Origin of the sequence: Bacillus sp. B4EP4a, from assembly GCF_006680105.1 — a bacterium.
Taxonomy (GTDB): Bacteria; Bacillota; Bacilli; order Bacillales; family DSM-1321; genus Peribacillus; species Peribacillus simplex_E.
The window spans coordinates 78677-96144 of the sequence record NZ_VHIK01000039.1 but is presented as its reverse complement, the minus strand read 5'-3'; the positions used below and the strand labels follow the sequence as shown (position 1 = coordinate 96144).

The following is a 17468-nucleotide window of genomic DNA, read 5'->3' as shown; positions in this document are numbered from 1 at the left end:
AACTCACGAGTAAATCGTAAATTTACAAGTAAATAGCGTGAATTCACGAGTAAACGGCGTAAATTCACGAGTAAACGGCGTAAACTCACGAGTAAACGGCGTAAACTCACGAGTAAATGGTGCAAACTCACGAGTAAATCGTAAATTCACGAGTAAACGGCGTAAACTCACGAGTAAACGGCGTAAACTCACGAGTAAATGGTGCAAACTCACGAGTAAATGGTGCAAACTCACGAGTAAACGGTGCAAACACACGAGTAAATGGCGCAAACTCACGAGTAAAAAGCGTAAACTCACGAGAAAAAGGCGGCTGTTCCGGAAGGTCAGCCGCTTTCTTCTATTTATGATATTTCTGTTGATATAGTCGCTTCGCTTTTTCTGTGTTGGCGAAGTGGGTTTTCGTGAATTCGTGTAATGAATCGATTCCTTTTTCATGAATCAATCTTGCGGCCGCTTCATCGACTGCAAATCCGGCACCTTTAGGAATTTTGAATCCGGCTTTTTCACTCAGCAAGTCAAAGCGTTTGACGAATGCATATCGGGCAATGATGGATGCGGCTGCTACTCCAAGATGAATGCCTTCCGCTTTTGTGCATAGATAGGTGGCATTGGCCTGGAATAGTTCTTGGTCTTTGAGGTAATTGAAAAATACCTCTGGTTGAGCGAATTGATCAATAAGGACCGCTTCCGCTTGTTCCGGCTGGATTTTTTGCATGAGATTCTTGATTGCTTGGTTATGGAGGAGTGCCTTCATTTTTCCTTGTGACATTCCCTTTGCCTGCAGCGCATTATATTTCGGGTTGTCGCAAGTGAGCAGGCTGAAGGGCACTACATCCTTAATCTGTTTGGCAATTTCGATGATCTGTGGATCTTTCAGATTTTTGGAATCCTGGACTCCAAGCTCCTTCAAGAGTGAGAGTTGTTCCTTTTTTGCATATACGGCTACGACGGTGATCGGGCCGAAATAGTCTCCTGTTCCGACCTCATCGGAACCGATCACTGACATGGTTCCGATATTTGCAGGCGGCGAATATCGATGGGCCTTGACTGATGCAGAGGATGCCGTTTTTTTCTTTTGAGCCGCAGCGGTGGTACCTTTTTGCCATTTTACCGCTTCTAGTTCGGCATTCTTACCTTGAAAAAGGACCTTCCCGGATTTATAGGCCGTCACCGTACATAGCGGCGGTTTTGCGGAAAAGATGCTCCCAGGCGGCAGCTTGGCGGCCAAGGATGAAGAATAATGGGACTTCATAGCCTTTATTTGTTCAGGACTGATAAGTAAAACAACATGGGACATAATGGGTTAGCTCCTAACTTCATTTTGTTTATTAGGTGATCTTCTTCCTAAATCCGCTTTCGTTTGACAAATTATTGAAATTTTTATGCAAGAAATGACGATGTACTCTCTTTCATGACGAAAAACTTCATGATATGATAGAATTAGGATTGTTTAGATTGGGGGCATCATTTTGTCAGACGATAAACGAAATAAAACAACAGTTGATATATACGGACAACCATATACAATCGTCGGCACAGAAAGCGCAAGTCATATGCGCCTGGTCGCTTCGATGGTTGACGAAAAAATGAGAGAGATCAGGATGAAAAATCCATACTTGGATACAAGCAAGCTAGCGGTACTAACGGCCGTGAATACCATCCACGAATATATTAAATTAAAAGATGAACTAGACCAGCTTCAACTGGAATTAAAGAGAGAGAAGGACTGAGTACATGCTTGATTTAGCAATTCTGGCCATTCTTTTAATCGGTTTATTAATCGGTTTAAAGCGTGGCTTCATTTTACAAATGGTTCATATGACAGGGTTCATTGTAGCCTTCATCGTCGCTTATGTATTTTACGGAGATCTTGCTCCCAATTTGAAATTGTGGATTCCGTTCCCAACGATGGGTGATTCCTCGACCCTTAATATGTTTTTCGATACAGTCGGGCTTGATACGGCGTATTACAATGCAATTGCCTTTGCAATCATTTTCTTTGCTGCCAAGATCCTTTGGCAAATGATAGGATCCATGCTCAATTTCATTACCCACCTACCGATATTAAAGCAGCTGAATCGCTGGGGTGGAGGGATATTGGGGTTTCTCGAAGTCTATCTTATCATGTTTATTATATTATATATAGCTGCCATGCTGCCAATGGATTCCATCCAGAAACCATTAACTGGCTCATTTTTGGCAGAATCGATCGTGAAACATACGCCGTTCCTTTCCGAGCAAGTGAAGGAACTTTGGTTTAATGATGTAAAACAATCTTAATGTCAGTATAAGAGGGCCTGCCTCCCTTTCTCAAAGTCCTGGATTCCTATACTTTGAACGGGGGAGGCCCCTTTTTATGTAGCAGCATGTAACTTCCCCCTATTTGATTCGAAAGTTAAGAATCTGACTGCTTGTACTTTACCTCCAAGAAAGGTATCTTTAAGAAAGTGAACAATGGACACCCTACTAATTTTTTCGGCGGTGAATTAAATGACAATTAATAAAAAAGATATCATTAAACTATTAGAAAAAATTGCAATATATATGGAACTAAAAGGAGAGAACCCGTTCAAGGTTTCAGCTTTCCGAAAGGCAGCTGGCGCCTTGGAAACGGATGAACGGAGCCTTTCGGCCATCGCTGACTTTACCGCTTTAAATGGAATCGGGAAAGGAACGGCCTCCGTCATCGAAGAGTATATAAATGAGGGGAAATCGACCGTACTTGAAGAGCTGCAGGAGCAGGTGCCAAAAGGATTGATTCCGCTTCTGCAGCTTCAAGGTCTGGGCGGGAAGAAAATTGCCAAGCTTCATAAAGAGCTGCATGTCAATGATGTGAATGATCTTAAAATCGCCTGTGAAGAAGGCAGGGTCGCGGCGCTTGCCGGTTTCGGCAAAAAAACGGAAGAGAAGATCCTGTCTGCAATTGCCGAGGCGGGTTCAAGGCCCGATCGGCTGCCCCTTGCCTTCATGAGGCCGATTGCGGATGATATTGAAACGGCCCTTGTTAACATGGAATACATCATCCGTTCTTCCAGGGCCGGCAGCATCCGGCGTATGAGGGAAACCATCAAGGACCTCGATTTCATCATCTCGACAGATCATCCCGAAGAAGTTAAGGATCAACTGCTTGCATTAACGGGGATAAAGCAGGTGATTGCGGCCGGTGATACAAAAGTATCGGTCGTGCTTGATTATGAATATGATATTTCTGTCGATTTCCGAATCGTGAAGGATCAGGAATTCATCACGACACTCCATCATTTTACAGGTTCGAAGGATCATAATGTGCGGATGCGCCAGCTTGCTAAAGATCGCGGCGAGAAAATCAGCGAATATGGGGTGGAAGTGGCTGAAACCGGTGATGTATTGACGTTTGAAACGGAAGAACAATTTTATAATCATTTTGGTCTTCCCTTCATTCCGCCAGAACTGCGTGAAGACGGAACGGAAGTGGAGCATTATGATGCTAATGAACCTCTCATATCTTTAGAGGCCATCAAAGGTGACCTGCATATGCATACCACATGGAGTGATGGGGCCCATACGATTGAAGAAATGATTGAAGCATGTCGTGCAAAAGGGTATCGGTATATGGCCATCACCGATCATTCGCAATATCTGAAAGTGGCGAACGGCTTGACCGCGGAACGTTTACGTGAACAAAAACGTATCATCCATGAACTAAATGAAAAATACGCTGACTTTACCGTTCTTTCAGGGATTGAGATGGATATACTTCCTGATGGGACCCTTGATTATGACGATGAGCTGCTTGCAGAGATGGATTTGGTGATCGCATCGATTCACTCAAGCTTTTCACAGCCTAGGGAAACGATCATGGAGCGCTTAAAAACGGCTCTGAATAATCCTCATGTAGATATCATTGCCCATCCAACGGGAAGGATCATCGGCAGACGAGCCGGATATGATGTTGATATAGAGATGCTGATCGAACTGGCCCGTGAAACGAATACTGCCTTGGAATTGAATGCGAACCCGAACCGATTGGATTTGGCACCTCCCCATCTGCGCAAGGCACAGGAAGCAGGCGTTCCGATCGTGATCAATACGGATGCCCACAGCATCGACATGCTTGAACATATGCCTGTTGGGGTCTCATCAGCTAAAAAAGGCTGGATTAAAGAATCAACGGTTCTTAATGCAAGGGATACGGATGGATTATTGGCGTTTTTAAAGAGAAATGATTAACTATTTGCCCATAAATAAGGAGGAGCTTTAACTCCATGCATAATAAAGCTTTAAAGACATTGGAATTTCATAAAATAAAAGATCAATTAATTTCACACGCATCCTCATCCATAGGAAAAGAAAAGGCAAAGCAATTGATGCCTTCCACGGATTTTGAAGAGGTGTCGAGATGGCAGGAAGAAACAGATGAGTCAGCCAAAATCGTCCGGTTGAAAGGTAACATGCCATTGGGCGGGATTTTTGATATCCGTCCGCATGCAAAAAGGGCACAGATTGGCGGAATGCTCTCACCGATGGAATTGATGGAACTTGCGAGTACGATTCGTGCCGGCAGGATCCTCAGCCGTTTCTTTGAAGAACTTGCAGAGCAGGAAATTGATGTTCCGCTTTTGGCCGAATATATCGATTCCCTTCATCCATTGATAGATTTGCAGCAGGAAATTACGTATGCAATAAGCGAACATGGTGAAGTGATGGATTCTGCCAGCGACAAGCTTCGTACCCTAAGAAACCAAATTCGGACGAACGAAAGCCGTGTCAGGGAAAAACTAGAAAGCATGATCCGTTCTTCAAATGCATCAACAATGTTATCCGATGCCATCATCACCATCCGGAATGACCGATTCGTCATCCCGGTAAAACAGGAATACCGGAGTGTGTATGGCGGGATCATCCATGATCAATCCTCATCAGGGCAGACGCTGTTCATTGAACCGCAAGCAATCGTTCAGCTGAATAATGCCCTGCAGGAAACCCGAGTGAAGGAAACGCAGGAGATAGAACGGATATTGGTCGAACTATCGGAAAAAGTCGGTGCGTACACACCTGAATTGCTTCATAATGTCAAAGTGCTTGCACAAATCGATTTCCTTGTCGCCAAGGCAAAGTATGCAAAAGCGATAAAAGGGTCCAAGCCGATTCTGAATAATGAGGGACGCGTGAAATTATTCAAAGCGAAACACCCGCTCATTCCGAGTGATGTTGTCGTGGCCAATGATATTTTTCTTGGTGATGAATTTACGACAATCGTCATCACCGGTCCGAATACAGGTGGTAAGACGGTTACCCTGAAAACGATTGGCCTCTGTACGTTAATGGCCCAGTCCGGTCTGCAAATCCCTGCGCTGGATGGTTCCGAAACGGCTGTGTTTTCCTCTGTTTATGCCGATATTGGCGATGAACAGTCGATTGAACAAAGCTTAAGTACATTCTCTTCGCATATGGTCAATATTGTCGATATCCTTAAGCATGTCGATTATGACAGCCTTGTTTTATTCGATGAGCTTGGAGCGGGAACTGACCCACAGGAAGGTGCCGCTTTGGCCATTTCCATTTTGGATGAAGTGTATAAGCGCGGAGCACGTGTGATTGCAACGACACATTATCCGGAATTAAAGGCGTATGGATATGATCGGGAAGGCGTCATTAATGCAAGCGTCGAATTTAATGTGGAAACCTTGAGTCCCACCTATAAACTTTTGATCGGTGTACCAGGTAGGAGTAATGCGTTTGAAATTTCCAAACGTCTTGGTTTGGAAGAAAGCGTGATAAGCAGCGCCCGCAGCCATATTGGTGAGGATACGAATAAAGTTGAGAATATGATAGCGTCCCTTGAAGACAGCCGCAAAAAGGCCGAAGAAGAAGAACAGGAAGCCAAGAATCACCTGGAACAGGCTGAAATACTTCATAAAGACCTTCAAAGGCAAATTGGTGAATACCATGAAGAACGGGATGCGATGGTTGAAAAGGCAGCAAAAGAGGCAGCGGCAATCGTTGAAAATGCACAAAAGGAAGCGGAAGCGATTATTGCCGACTTACGTAAACTGCGACTTGAAAAGCATGCCGATGTTAAAGAGCATGAACTGATCGATGCCAAAAAGCGGCTTGAAGAAGCAGCGCCAAAAGTGAAAAAAACATCAAATAAAGCTGCAAGGCCGCTGGATAAAAGCTTGAAACCTGGAGATGAAGTAAAGGTCGTAAGCTTCGGTCAAAAAGGTCACTTGATCGAGAAGGTCTCAAATAATGAATGGCAGGTTCAAATCGGCATCATGAAAATGAAGGTGAAGGAGTCTGACCTGGAATTCATCAAGGCCACAAAAGTAAAAGAAACAAAGCCACTCACCACGATCAAAGGTCGCGATTATCACGTTAGCGTCGAACTTGACCTCCGTGGAGAACGCTTTGAAAATGCAATATCAAGAGTGGAAAAGTACATTGATGATGCTCTTTTGGCCGGTTATTCGAGTGTTTCCATCATTCATGGTAAAGGAACGGGTGCTCTTCGGTCCGGGGTCCAGGAATACTTGAAAAATCACCGCTCTGTCAAAAGGATTCGCTTCGGCGAAGCCGGTGAAGGCGGAACAGGTGTTACGGTGGTGGAATTTAAATAAAGGAAAGCGGTCACTCCGGCCATTCAGCCAAGCCGGGTGGCTAGTTACCATTCGGGAGTTGGACCATGGTGAACATGTGGGAAAATGAATATGTATATATAGCTGCTCGTTACAGTGTCGTTATTCTGTGCATGATTGTTTTTTTAGCCATTTTTGAACTTGTCACAAAGTACAAGAACTGGGAGGAAATCAAACAAGGAAACCTTTCTGTTGCGTTGGCAACAGGTGGTAAAATATTTGGGATCGCCTATGTATTCCAACAGTCCATTCTCCATCAGAATTCGCTTATTACCATGATTGGCTGGGGCGTATACGGATTTGTCCTGCTTTTAATCGGTTATTTCATTTTTGAATTTATGACTCCTGGATTTAAAATAGATGAAGAGATACAAAAAGATAATCGGGCAGTTGGATTCCTATCGATGATCATATCAATCGCATTATCTTTTGTCATCGGCGCAGGGATTTCTTAATGCCCTTCATGAGAGGGAGTAAGCTGTGGAGAAACTTGCAAAAGTCTTAATTGTTTGTTGCGGAATCTTTTTTCTGTTTGGAATCATTTATATGACATTCTTCAACTGAAGCGGCCATTGTGCCGCTTCTTTTATTTGAGTTCCATTAAAAAGAGTGGGGGGTGGCATGTATAATAAAATGGTCAATTCTCATCATAGGGTCTTTATACTCTGAAATTCGGCAATTGTAAGAAAATCCCGATTGTATTATAATGAAAAGAGTATTGAGAATATTCAGAAGGAGGGGGCAAATGAGCAATAAGCCATGGCAAGCTATTTATCCAGAACAGATACCCGCTGTTTTGTCTTACGAAGATAAACCTCTTTATTCTTTTTTAAAGGAATCAGCCGAAGAATTCCCCGATAAAGTATCGATTCATTTCCAGGGAAAAGAATTAACTTTCCGGGAATTGCATGAATCTGCTTTAAAGTTTGCTGCCTATTTAAAAAGTATCGGTCTTCAAAAAGGTGAACGTGTTGCCGTCATGCTTCCTAACTGCCCACAGGGTGTCATAGGCTTTTTTGGGATATTGATGGCCGGCGGAGTCGTGGTTCAAACGAATCCAACCTATACTGAACGTGAATTAGAATATCAAATGAAAGATTCCGGAGCTAAAATAATTTTGGCGATGGATATTTTATTTCCCCGTGTTGCAGCAGTGGCATCAAGAACGGATATAGAACATATAATTGTAACCGCTATCAAGGAATATTTACCTTTTCCAAAAAATCTTATCTATCCTTTTATTCAAAAAAAGCAATACGGCATTGTCATCAATGTGGAGCATGAAGGGAATCATCATTTATTTTCCGAAATCATGAAACGAAAGATGACTGAAGAAGTCACTGTGCCGATCGATGTGGATAATGACCTTGCCCTTTTGCAATATACTGGTGGGACAACAGGCTTTCCCAAAGGGGTCATGCTTACCCATAAGAACTTGCTGGCAAATACGAAAATGTGCAATGCCTGGCTTTATAAAAATAAGCGCGGTGAGGAAAGGATCCTTGCGATCCTGCCTTTCTTCCATGTGTACGGTATGACTACAGTCTTGGTTCTTTCCGTTATGGAAGGGAACACCATGATCATCATGCCAAAGTTCGATGTCGAAGCGACGCTTAAAACCATCCAAAAACAGAAACCGACCATGTTTCCAGGAGCGCCAACGATGTATATCGGCCTCTTGAACCATCCGGATATCGCTAAATATGACCTTTCTTCCATCAATGCCTGTATAAGCGGTTCTGCATCATTGCCCATAGAGGTTCAAGAGCAGTTTGAGAAAATTACCGGCGGGAAGCTTGTAGAAGGCTATGGACTTTCTGAAACCTCACCGGTGACCCATGCTAATTTCATTTGGGATCAGCCGCGTGTAAAAGGAAGCATTGGGCTGCCGTGGCCAGATACTGACTCAGCGATTCTGTCCCTGGAAACCTTTGAAGAGCTTCCTCCGAATGAAATAGGCGAAATTGCCATTAAAGGACCACAGGTAATGCAAGGATATTGGAACCGTCCGGATGAAACGGAAAACACCTTTAAAAATGGGTGGCTGCTTACAGGAGATCTGGGTTATATGGATGAGCAGGGGTTCTTTTTTGTGGTCGAGAGGAAAAAGGATACAATCATTGCGGGCGGTTTCAATATATATCCACGAGAGGTGGAGGAAGTGCTATACGAGCATGAGGCCATACAGGAAGTGGTTGTGGCAGGTATCCCTGACCCCTATCGCGGTGAGACCGTTAAGGCCTATGTCGTACTGAAAAAAAATGCCAGGGCCACTGAAGAGGAATTGAATGAATTTGCCAGAAAGAACCTGGCTTCCTATAAGGTGCCGCGCAGCTATGAATTCAGGGATGAACTTCCTAAAACGACGATAGGAAAGATCCTGAGAAGAGTCCTTATCGAGGAAGAAAAGAAAAAAATATCCGAGGAAAGAAAAGAAGCTTAAACAAGCACCCCTTTTAACGGAGCAGCGGAAGAAAGCTCCGTGTTTTACAGAACGGCTGGACAACCTATGGATGGGGGCTGTACAATGAACTGAAGTGAATGTCAGGACCCCTAGAAGTTTTTGCTTGACAGTAAAGGGTCGTCATTTTATGATAGAAATATGAATGATGATTCATTCATTTTCTGAAAGGGGACATCCAGTGAAAAGCAACAGACCAAAGTATAATCAAATTATTGAAGCGGCCGTTATCGTCATTGCCCAAAACGGTTACTATCAAGCCCAAGTATCCAAAATCGCCAAGCAGGCAGGCGTAGCGGATGGCACCATATATCTATATTTTAAAAATAAAGAAGATATCTTAATATCATTATTCCATGAAAAGATGGGCTCTTTTGTGGAACAGATCGAAGAAGAAATAAAAGGGAAGACCACTGCTTCGGATAAACTGCATGTGCTCATCCAAAAACATTTTAAAAACCTTTCAGAAGACGTGAATTTAGCAATTGTCACTCAGTTGGAATTAAGACAGTCGAATAAAGAATTGCGCCTTAGAATTAATGATGTGTTAAGAGGCTATTTAAATTTAATCGATCAGATCATTATTGAAGGAAAAGAGAACGGCGAATTCCTGCCTGATTTAAATAATTTACTTGCCAGGCAGATGATCTTTGGAACGATTGACGAAACAGTGACGACTTGGGTCATGAATGAGCAAAAGTACTCTCTTCCTGACCTTGCACCAGACGTTCACCGCCTCCTAATTGGCGGCTGTGGCCTGAAAAGTTAACGATTTAAATAGAGGATGGCTAGCCATCCTCGAAAGAATCGATTAATCCTGCTTCCCCTTTATCGGGAAGTGATACATATTGAATTTTCAAAAAAGTTCGACTAGCATGCCTGGAGGGATTGATATGGAATATCTTAAGCTTTCTGTCGAAAATCATGTGGCTTTTATAACGATTGATCATGCACCTGCAAATGCGCTTTCTTCGGCTATCATCGGGGAGCTTTCACAGGCCTTCGATCAAATTGGGAAAGACGAAGCCGTACGGGTTGTCCTTATTCATGGTGAAGGAAGATTCTTCTCTGCAGGAGCAGACATTAAAGAGTTTACGGAAGTGGAGAACGGGAAAGCTTTCGAGAAGCTGACCAAGAATGGTCAATCTGCATTTGAGAAAATCGAATCTTTTCCAAAACCGGTCATTGCAGCCATCCATGGAGCAGCGCTTGGCGGAGGATTGGAGCTGGCCATGGCCTGTCACATCCGATTGGTCACCGAAAGGGCTAAACTTGGTTTGCCTGAGCTGCAGTTGGGCTTAATCCCTGGATTTGCCGGGACCCAACGTCTTCCTCGTTATGTAGGCATGGCAAAGGCAGCTGAAATGCTGTTTACAAGTGAACCGATTTCAGGTACCCAAGCTGTACAATGCGGATTGGCGAATCATGCCTTCACGGATGAAGAACTGATTCCAAAAGCTAAGGAACTAGCCAATAAAATTGCCAAGAAAAGCCCAATGGCTTTAAAGTCGGCCATTGAGTTATTAAATTATTCTAAGCATGATTCCTATCATAAAGGTGTGGAAAGGGAAGCCGCCCTCTTTAGCCAAGCTTTTGATACCGCTGATGCACAAGAAGGAATCAGCGCTTTCATTGAAAAAAGGGAAGCTGTATTCAAAGGGAAATGATGATTTGGTATAAATAACTATTTTTATATATCATGCAGGATTTTGATGAAATCTGTAGAAGAATACTATATATCAATAAAATTCATAATCTTCAAAACTCAAATTATTCGGGAGGTATTATCGTGAACATTTATGTACTGCTGAAAAGAACATTTGATACAGAAGAAAAAATTACACTATCCAACGGGAAAATTAATGAGGATGGAGCAGAATTCATCATTAATCCTTACGATGAGTATGCTGTTGAAGAAGCAATCCAGGTACGTGATGCACAAGGCGGCGAAGTAACGGTTATTTCTGTCGGAACAGAAGAGTCTGAAAAGCAATTACGTACAGCGCTGGCAATGGGTGCTGACAAAGCCGTATTGATAAATATAGAAGACGACATAGAAAATGGCGACCAATTCACGACTGCCAAAATTATAGGTGAATACTTAAAAGGTAAAAATGCCGATTTAATCATTGCAGGAAACGTTGCAATCGATGGCGGTTCTGGTCAAGTGGGACCACGCGTTGCCGAAATTTTAGAAATTCCTTATATTACAACCATTACTAAACTTGACATCGCAAATGGAAATGTAAGCGTTATCCGTGATGTTGAAGGGGACTCTGAAACGATCGAAGCATCCCTTCCATTGTTGGTGACAGCTCAACAAGGGCTAAATGAGCCGCGTTATCCATCATTGCCAGGAATCATGAAAGCGAAGAAAAAACCGCTTGAACAATTGGAATTGGATGACCTGGATTTGGAAGAAGAAGATGTTGAGGCAAAAACAAAAACGATTGAAATTTACCTTCCTGCTAAAAAAGAAGCTGGAAAAGTATTGGACGGAGAAATCAGTGATCAAGTTAGTGAACTTGTTCAATTATTACGAAGTGAAGCAAAAGTGATTTAATCTTAAACGCTACTTTTCTAAACAACACACCCGACAAAAATGAAAAATAGAGCACAGGAGGTTTTTATAAATGGCTAGAAAGTTTCTTGTATTGGGCGAAGTTCGTGACGGTTCACTAAGAAATGTATCATTTGAAGCTATCGGTGCGGCTAAACTTGCTGCAGATGGCGGGGAAATCGTAGGTGTTTTAGTTGGTGACAGTGTTCAAAATTTCGGAAATGAATTGATCCAGTATGGTGCAGACCGGGTTGTGGCAGTAGAGAATGATCAATTGAAACAATATACTTCAGATGGATATGCGCAAAGCTTGCTTGCCGTCATCGAGCAGGAAAAGCCAGAAGGGATTTTCTTTGGACATACGGCCCTAGGAAAAGACCTTGCACCTAAATTGGCTGGAAAGCTTGAATCAGGTTTGATCTCGGACGTTACATCCATTGAAGAAGAAGGTGGAAATATCGTTTTCACCCGCCCGATATATTCTGGTAAAGCATTTGAAAAGAAAATTGTTACGGATGGCGTGATATTCGCGACAATCCGTCCGAACAATATCGAACCATTAGCGAAAGATGAGTCCCGCTCTGGTGATGTTTCTACATTAAGTGTGGACATTAAGGATTTACGCACAATCATTAAAGATGTTGTTAGAAAAGCTAGCGAAGGGGTCGACCTTTCAGAAGCGAAAGTAATCATCGCAGGTGGACGGGGCGTGAAAAGTGAAGATGGTTTTGAACCATTAAAGGAACTTGCACAAGTTCTTGGCGGAGCGGTAGGAGCTTCCCGCGGAGCATGTGATGCGGACTATTGCGATTACTCTTTGCAAATCGGGCAAACGGGTAAAGTCGTAACACCTGACCTTTATATCGCCTGCGGAATTTCCGGTGCGATCCAGCATTTAGCGGGGATGTCCAACTCCAAGGTTATCGTTGCCATCAATAAAGACCCGGAAGCTAACATATTCAATGTGGCTGATTATGGAATTGTCGGAGACCTTTTCGAAGTCGTTCCATTACTTACGGAAGAATTCAAAAAACTAAAAGTTAACGCTTAATAGAGATAATACAGATAAGGGGGCAAGACATTTGGCATAAGCCGATACATGTCTTGCCCCTTTATTTGGGCTAAGAGGCAAGGACTTCGGCCTGCATATTTATTCTTATTTTGGACATCCTACCACTGAAGCAAAATATTAGCATCGATTCGAGCAACAATGGTATACTGTCTTTAGTTATTTGAGTAAATTTGAGGAGGAAATATATATGGCTATTGTAAATGCAACTGACCAAACTTTCACAACAGATACTAGCGAAGGTGTTGTTCTTGTAGATTTTTGGGCTCCGTGGTGCGGACCTTGTAAAATGATCGCTCCTGTTCTTCAAGAGCTTGATACTGAAATTGGCGATACAGCAAAAATCGTAAAAGTGGATGTAGATGAAAACCAAGAAACAGCAGGAAAATTCGGTGTGATGAGCATCCCGACATTAATCGTCCTTAAAGACGGTGAAGTGGTTGATAAGGTTGTTGGTTTCCAACCTAAAGAAGCACTTGCTGAACTTATTGCAAAACACGCGTAATAGTAAGTTAGCTAAAAAAAGCTTCAAGTCTGCGGACTTGAAGCTTTTTTCGCTATCTTGATATATAATGATTGTAAAAATGGGAGAACAGGAGGCTGAAAGCATGAATCAACAAATAAAGAATAAACTTGCCCTTCTTCCCGATCAACCTGGTTGTTATTTAATGAAAGATCGTCAGGGAACGATCATATATGTAGGCAAAGCGAAGGTGTTGAAAAATCGTGTCCGTTCTTATTTTACGGGATCTCATGATGGAAAAACATTTCGGCTCGTGAATGAGATTGAGGATTTCGAATACATCGTCACCTCTTCCAATATCGAGGCTCTAATTTTAGAGTTGAACTTAATCAAAAAACATGACCCAAAATATAATGTCATGCTAAAGGATGATAAGACGTATCCTTTCATCAAGCTGACTGCGGAACGCCACCCACGTCTAATCATTACGCGAAAAGTAAAAAAAGACAAAGGGAAATATTTCGGTCCTTATCCGAATGCATTTGCTGCTAACGAAACGAAGAAATTGCTCGACCGCATCTATCCCCTAAGAAAATGCAATACTTTACCGGATCGCGTTTGTCTCTACTATCATCTTGGCCAGTGCCTGGCCCCGTGTGTATATGAAGTAGAGGAACAGGAATATAAAAAAATGGTGGATGATATAAACCGGTTCTTGAACGGCGGGCATACTGAAATAAAAAAAGAACTGACTGAAAAAATGCTATTGGCATCAGAAGAGCTCGATTTCGAGAGGGCCAAGGAGTTCCGTGACAAGATTGCTCACATTGATATTACGATGGAGAAGCAAAAAATGATGACGACCGATTTCATCGACAGGGATGTATTTGGCTTTGCCTATGATAAAGGCTGGATGTGCGTTCAGGTATTTTTTGTCCGGCAGGGTAAATTAATAGAAAGGGATGTTTCACTTTTTCCGGTCTACGATGAACCCGAACAGGAACTTCTCACATTCCTAGGTCAGTTTTACGAGATTACGAACCATTTTAAACCAAAGGAAATCTTGCTGCCTGAATCAGTGGATGCCGAAATGGCCGAAGGGCTGCTTGGGGTCAAAACGATTCATCCCAAAAGGGGAGCGAAAAAAGACATGCTTAATTTGGCGAATAAAAATGCCTCCATCGCCCTTCAGGAAAAATTCTCTTTGATTGAAAGGGATGAAGAAAGAACGATCAATGCGGTGGAAAACCTCGGGAACCAATTGGGTATCTACACCCCGCATCGAATTGAAGCTTTCGATAACTCCAATATCCAGGGAAGTGACCCTGTTTCCGCTTTAGTCGTGTTCATTGATGGGAAGCCGGAAAAAAGAGAGTACCGAAAATATAAGATCAAGACGGTCCAGGGACCTGATGATTATGAGTCGATGCGTGAAGTGGTCAGAAGAAGGTATTCACGAGTATTGAAAGAAGGGCTGCCGCTTCCGGACTTGATCATCATTGATGGCGGAAAGGGACATGTCGAAGCTGTTCGGGATATTTTGGAAAATGAATTGGGCCTTGATATTCCGCTTTCAGGCCTCATTAAGGATGAAAAGCATAGGACATCGCAATTGATGATCGGAAATCCTCTTGAAATCGTACCTCTTGATTCACGGAGCCAGGAATTTTACCTATTGCAAAGAATTCAGGATGAAGTGCATCGGTTCGCGATTACTTTTCATCGCCAGCTACGCGGGAAAAATGCGGTTCACTCCCAGCTTGATGATATTCCAGGAGTCGGGGAAAAACGAAGGAAGCAATTATTAAGGCATTTTGGATCATTGAAGAAAATCAAAGAGGCAACAGTCGAGGAAATCATGGAAGCTGGTATGCCAAAAGGGGTAGCCGAAGGAATCGTTAGAAAATTACAAGAATAATCTTGCTACCGATAAATCACTATGCTATGATTAAAAGGAATTTTTAACTAGACAACTTAAAAGTGCTGATAGAGGTGCGGAATTCAAGAGTAAAAACCTGGAGAAGTATGAGCTTCCATGAAAGGTTTTGAAAGGGGATGACGCCGAAGGAAGACAAGACTCATACCTTGTTTTCCTGGTCCGACATTTAATAAATGGCGGATTGTCAGGGTTTATACCCTGGAGAGCTATCTCACTGTGTTTACAGTATTAGATATGTGATCACAGCAATGAGATATTTCTCATTGCTTTTTTTATTGCCTAAAAAGTAGAGAGGGTGCATGAGGATGGCATTAATCGTTCAAAAATTCGGCGGAACATCCGTCGGTAGCGTAGAAAAAATCAAAAATGTTGCCAATCGGGTAATCGAGGAAGCGGAGAATGGAAATGAGGTAGTCGTCGTTGTTTCAGCAATGGGAAAAACGACGGACCAATTGGTTTCCATGGCCCGTGATATTTCCGGAACCCCGAGCAAAAGGGAAATGGATATGCTATTGACTACTGGGGAACAGGTAACGATTTCCCTGTTAACGATGGCATTGATTGAAGAAGGACATGAAGCCATTTCGTATACTGGCTGGCAGGCTGGCATGCAAACGGAATCCGTTCATGGGAATGCCCGGATTTTAAACATCGATGCTTCAAGGATCCAAGCTCAGCTTCAAGAGAAGAAAATAGTGGTCGTGGCCGGTTTCCAGGGTAACGATGTAAATGGGGAAATCACTACCTTGGGGCGAGGCGGTTCCGATACGACGGCGGTTGCCATCGCTGCAGCGCTGAATGCGGATAGATGCGATATTTATACGGATGTAACGGGTGTTTTCACAACGGATCCACGCTACATAAAAGGCGCGCGAAAACTCCAATCCATTTCTTACGATGAAATGCTGGAACTTGCCACCCTTGGGGCGGGCGTCCTTCATCCAAGGGCTGTCGAATATGCAAAAAATTATCAAATTCCGCTTGAAGTCCGTTCAAGCATGGAGAGAGAATCAGGAACGATCATTGAGGAGGAAGCAACTATGGAAGAAAACTTAATTGTACGCGGCATTGCTTTTGAAGACAGTATTACGAGGGTCACAATTTATGGTTTGCCCCAATCACTTGGTGCATTATCCACAATCTTCACGACACTTGCGAAAAACCGGATTAATGTGGACATCATCATTCAAAGCATGACCGCCGAGGATACGACCAATCTATCTTTTTCCACAAAAAGTGAAGATACGGAAGCGGCCTTGATCGTGCTGGAAAATAATAAAGAACGATTGGGATTCGACCGGGTCGAAACGGAGAGCGGGTTGGCCAAAGTGTCCATCGTCGGATCTGGTATGGTATCCAATCCCGGTGTGGCTGCCGAGATGTTTGAAGTGATGGCCAATACAGGCATCCAGGTGAAAATGGTCAGCACATCGGAAATTAAAGTTTCGACTGTCGTCAATGAAAAGGAAATGGTGAAGGCGGTTGAATCTCTTCATGAAGCATTTAAACTTGGTCAGCATGCAAATGTGCTAGCTTAAGTCTCAGGAGTCCAATAAAAAACAGACTTCCGGTAAAAAGGGTAAGTCTGTTTTAAGGGCTCATTAGATTGGATCTCTGGGATCCCATTGGATGGTGAATATCACTTTTTTTGCGCGGCGTTTGATTTCTTCCGTTGATTCGCTGAGGAATTTTTTTTGCAGTGAAAACTGCTCGGCAAGGAAACCGGCTTCAAGCTGGAAGTGACAATCAGGGTGTAAATCCAGGCGGCGGCTGATTATTTCACCCGTCAGGGATAATTCCATCTCGTGTTTCGTATATTTCAAGATTTCCAGATTGCCCCATCCAGCGCTTTGGAAAAATTCAATAACTTCCTGATCGCCATTCAATGGGAATTTTCTTGCTAATTGTTTACCTGCCCAATAGAGGATTTGATTAGAGTCTTTTCCGAGAATATCGTTCAATAGAACTTCTCTGATTAATTCGTACCCGAAAGCTGGAACTTTGAATTCTTCAGTTATAATTTCTTCAGTATGAATCTCTTCTTCTATCGCAGCAGCAATATTTTTTTTCATAATTTATCGCCTCTTTCTGTAAATCTATTATAAACGTATTTCTTTTGCAAATTATACTGTTTTTTATTTATTTAAATAACAATTGGAAAAAAATGAGAAATTATTCCGAGATATTAATAGATTAATTAATAATTTCTCCAAAATATATACTTGACAGATAAAAAATAGACAATTTAATCCAATAAAATCTATTCTGAAAAAGAGATTTCTTGTATCCGTTTTCTTGACGCACATAGAAGTCAGGAGTAAAATGGACATGTCACATAATTGTAAAGGGAGTATAGAGG

At 42.6% G+C, this 17468-nt stretch carries 16 protein-coding genes and 1 riboswitch; of the genes, 13 read left to right on the top strand and 3 right to left on the bottom strand.

What is annotated here, in order from left to right; translation table 11 throughout:
- Positions 1 to 3: 3 nt before the first annotated feature.
- Both FNK51_RS19610 and rnhC read right to left on the bottom strand, forming a co-directional pair.
- Positions 4 to 297, bottom strand: a complete 294-nt coding sequence (locus tag FNK51_RS19610) for a hypothetical protein (protein ID WP_141994384.1) — start codon at positions 295 to 297, stop codon at positions 4 to 6.
- A gap of 40 nt (positions 298 to 337) precedes the next feature.
- On the bottom strand, positions 338 to 1297 hold the full coding sequence (rnhC, locus tag FNK51_RS19605; protein WP_141994383.1) for a ribonuclease HIII: 960 nt from the start codon (positions 1295 to 1297) through the stop codon (positions 338 to 340).
- 172 nt (positions 1298 to 1469) lie between these two features.
- Between rnhC and zapA the strand changes: the two genes are divergently transcribed.
- From zapA to FNK51_RS19540, 13 genes are all read left to right on the top strand, one after another.
- Positions 1470 to 1730, top strand: coding sequence for a cell division protein ZapA (gene zapA, locus FNK51_RS19600; protein ID WP_048678967.1), 261 nt, complete (start codon positions 1470 to 1472; stop codon positions 1728 to 1730).
- Positions 1731 to 1734: 4 nt separating this feature from the next.
- Positions 1735 to 2280, top strand: coding sequence for a CvpA family protein (locus FNK51_RS19595; RefSeq protein WP_098370021.1), 546 nt, complete (start codon positions 1735 to 1737; stop codon positions 2278 to 2280).
- Between the two features lie 210 nt (positions 2281 to 2490).
- Complete coding sequence (gene polX / locus FNK51_RS19590) at positions 2491 to 4209, top strand: DNA polymerase/3'-5' exonuclease PolX (protein WP_141994382.1); 1719 nt, start codon at positions 2491 to 2493, stop codon at positions 4207 to 4209.
- 35 nt (positions 4210 to 4244) lie between these two features.
- A complete protein-coding gene (locus FNK51_RS19585; RefSeq protein ID WP_141994381.1) occupies positions 4245 to 6599 on the top strand; it encodes an endonuclease MutS2 in 2355 nt (784 codons plus the stop codon).
- Between the two features lie 65 nt (positions 6600 to 6664).
- Positions 6665 to 7072: a DUF350 domain-containing protein gene (locus FNK51_RS19580; protein WP_098370024.1), complete on the top strand. Its 408-nt coding sequence runs from the start codon at positions 6665 to 6667 to the stop codon at positions 7070 to 7072.
- A gap of 290 nt (positions 7073 to 7362) precedes the next feature.
- Entirely contained in the window at positions 7363 to 9060 is a 1698-nt protein-coding gene (locus FNK51_RS19575; RefSeq protein ID WP_141994380.1) for a long-chain-fatty-acid--CoA ligase, read from the top strand.
- A 199-nt stretch (positions 9061 to 9259) separates the two neighbouring features.
- Positions 9260 to 9847 (top strand): fatty acid metabolism transcriptional regulator FadR, encoded by a 588-nt coding sequence (locus tag FNK51_RS19570; protein ID WP_141994379.1) that lies wholly within the window; start codon positions 9260 to 9262, stop codon positions 9845 to 9847.
- Between the two features lie 124 nt (positions 9848 to 9971).
- Positions 9972 to 10745 (top strand): enoyl-CoA hydratase, encoded by a 774-nt coding sequence (locus FNK51_RS19565; protein ID WP_141994378.1) that lies wholly within the window; start codon positions 9972 to 9974, stop codon positions 10743 to 10745.
- 122 nt (positions 10746 to 10867) lie between these two features.
- A complete protein-coding gene (locus FNK51_RS19560) occupies positions 10868 to 11641 on the top strand; it encodes an electron transfer flavoprotein subunit beta/FixA family protein (protein ID WP_098370028.1) in 774 nt (257 codons plus the stop codon).
- A 70-nt stretch (positions 11642 to 11711) separates the two neighbouring features.
- Positions 11712 to 12689, top strand: a complete 978-nt coding sequence (locus FNK51_RS19555) for an electron transfer flavoprotein subunit alpha/FixB family protein (RefSeq protein WP_098370029.1) — start codon at positions 11712 to 11714, stop codon at positions 12687 to 12689.
- Between the two features lie 202 nt (positions 12690 to 12891).
- Positions 12892 to 13212, top strand: coding sequence for a thioredoxin (gene trxA, locus FNK51_RS19550; RefSeq protein WP_328113193.1), 321 nt, complete (start codon positions 12892 to 12894; stop codon positions 13210 to 13212).
- 103 nt (positions 13213 to 13315) lie between these two features.
- Positions 13316 to 15088 (top strand): excinuclease ABC subunit UvrC, encoded by a 1773-nt coding sequence (gene uvrC, locus FNK51_RS19545; RefSeq protein WP_218925103.1) that lies wholly within the window; start codon positions 13316 to 13318, stop codon positions 15086 to 15088.
- A gap of 61 nt (positions 15089 to 15149) precedes the next feature.
- Positions 15150 to 15326: riboswitch (Lysine riboswitch) on the top strand.
- 88 nt (positions 15327 to 15414) lie between these two features.
- A complete protein-coding gene (locus FNK51_RS19540; RefSeq protein ID WP_141994377.1) occupies positions 15415 to 16647 on the top strand; it encodes an aspartate kinase in 1233 nt (410 codons plus the stop codon).
- A 63-nt stretch (positions 16648 to 16710) separates the two neighbouring features.
- Here the strand turns inward: FNK51_RS19540 and FNK51_RS19535 are convergent, their stop codons facing one another.
- Positions 16711 to 17181 (bottom strand): YslB family protein, encoded by a 471-nt coding sequence (locus FNK51_RS19535; protein WP_141994376.1) that lies wholly within the window; start codon positions 17179 to 17181, stop codon positions 16711 to 16713.
- Positions 17182 to 17468: the final 287 nt, after the last annotated feature.

Coding starts and splice junctions, on each gene's coding strand:
- rnhC (WP_141994383.1), bottom strand. CDS start 1,297: ATGTCCCATGTTGTTTTACTTATCAGTCCTGAACAAATAAAGGCTATG.
- FNK51_RS19595 (WP_098370021.1), top strand. CDS start 1,735: ATGCTTGATTTAGCAATTCTGGCCATTCTTTTAATCGGTTTATTAATC.
- polX (WP_141994382.1), top strand. CDS start 2,491: ATGACAATTAATAAAAAAGATATCATTAAACTATTAGAAAAAATTGCA.
- FNK51_RS19585 (WP_141994381.1), top strand. CDS start 4,245: ATGCATAATAAAGCTTTAAAGACATTGGAATTTCATAAAATAAAAGAT.
- FNK51_RS19580 (WP_098370024.1), top strand. CDS start 6,665: ATGGTGAACATGTGGGAAAATGAATATGTATATATAGCTGCTCGTTAC.
- FNK51_RS19575 (WP_141994380.1), top strand. CDS start 7,363: ATGAGCAATAAGCCATGGCAAGCTATTTATCCAGAACAGATACCCGCT.
- FNK51_RS19565 (WP_141994378.1), top strand. CDS start 9,972: ATGGAATATCTTAAGCTTTCTGTCGAAAATCATGTGGCTTTTATAACG.
- FNK51_RS19555 (WP_098370029.1), top strand. CDS start 11,712: ATGGCTAGAAAGTTTCTTGTATTGGGCGAAGTTCGTGACGGTTCACTA.
- uvrC (WP_218925103.1), top strand. CDS start 13,316: ATGAATCAACAAATAAAGAATAAACTTGCCCTTCTTCCCGATCAACCT.
- FNK51_RS19540 (WP_141994377.1), top strand. CDS start 15,415: ATGGCATTAATCGTTCAAAAATTCGGCGGAACATCCGTCGGTAGCGTA.
- FNK51_RS19535 (WP_141994376.1), bottom strand. CDS start 17,181: ATGAAAAAAAATATTGCTGCTGCGATAGAAGAAGAGATTCATACTGAA.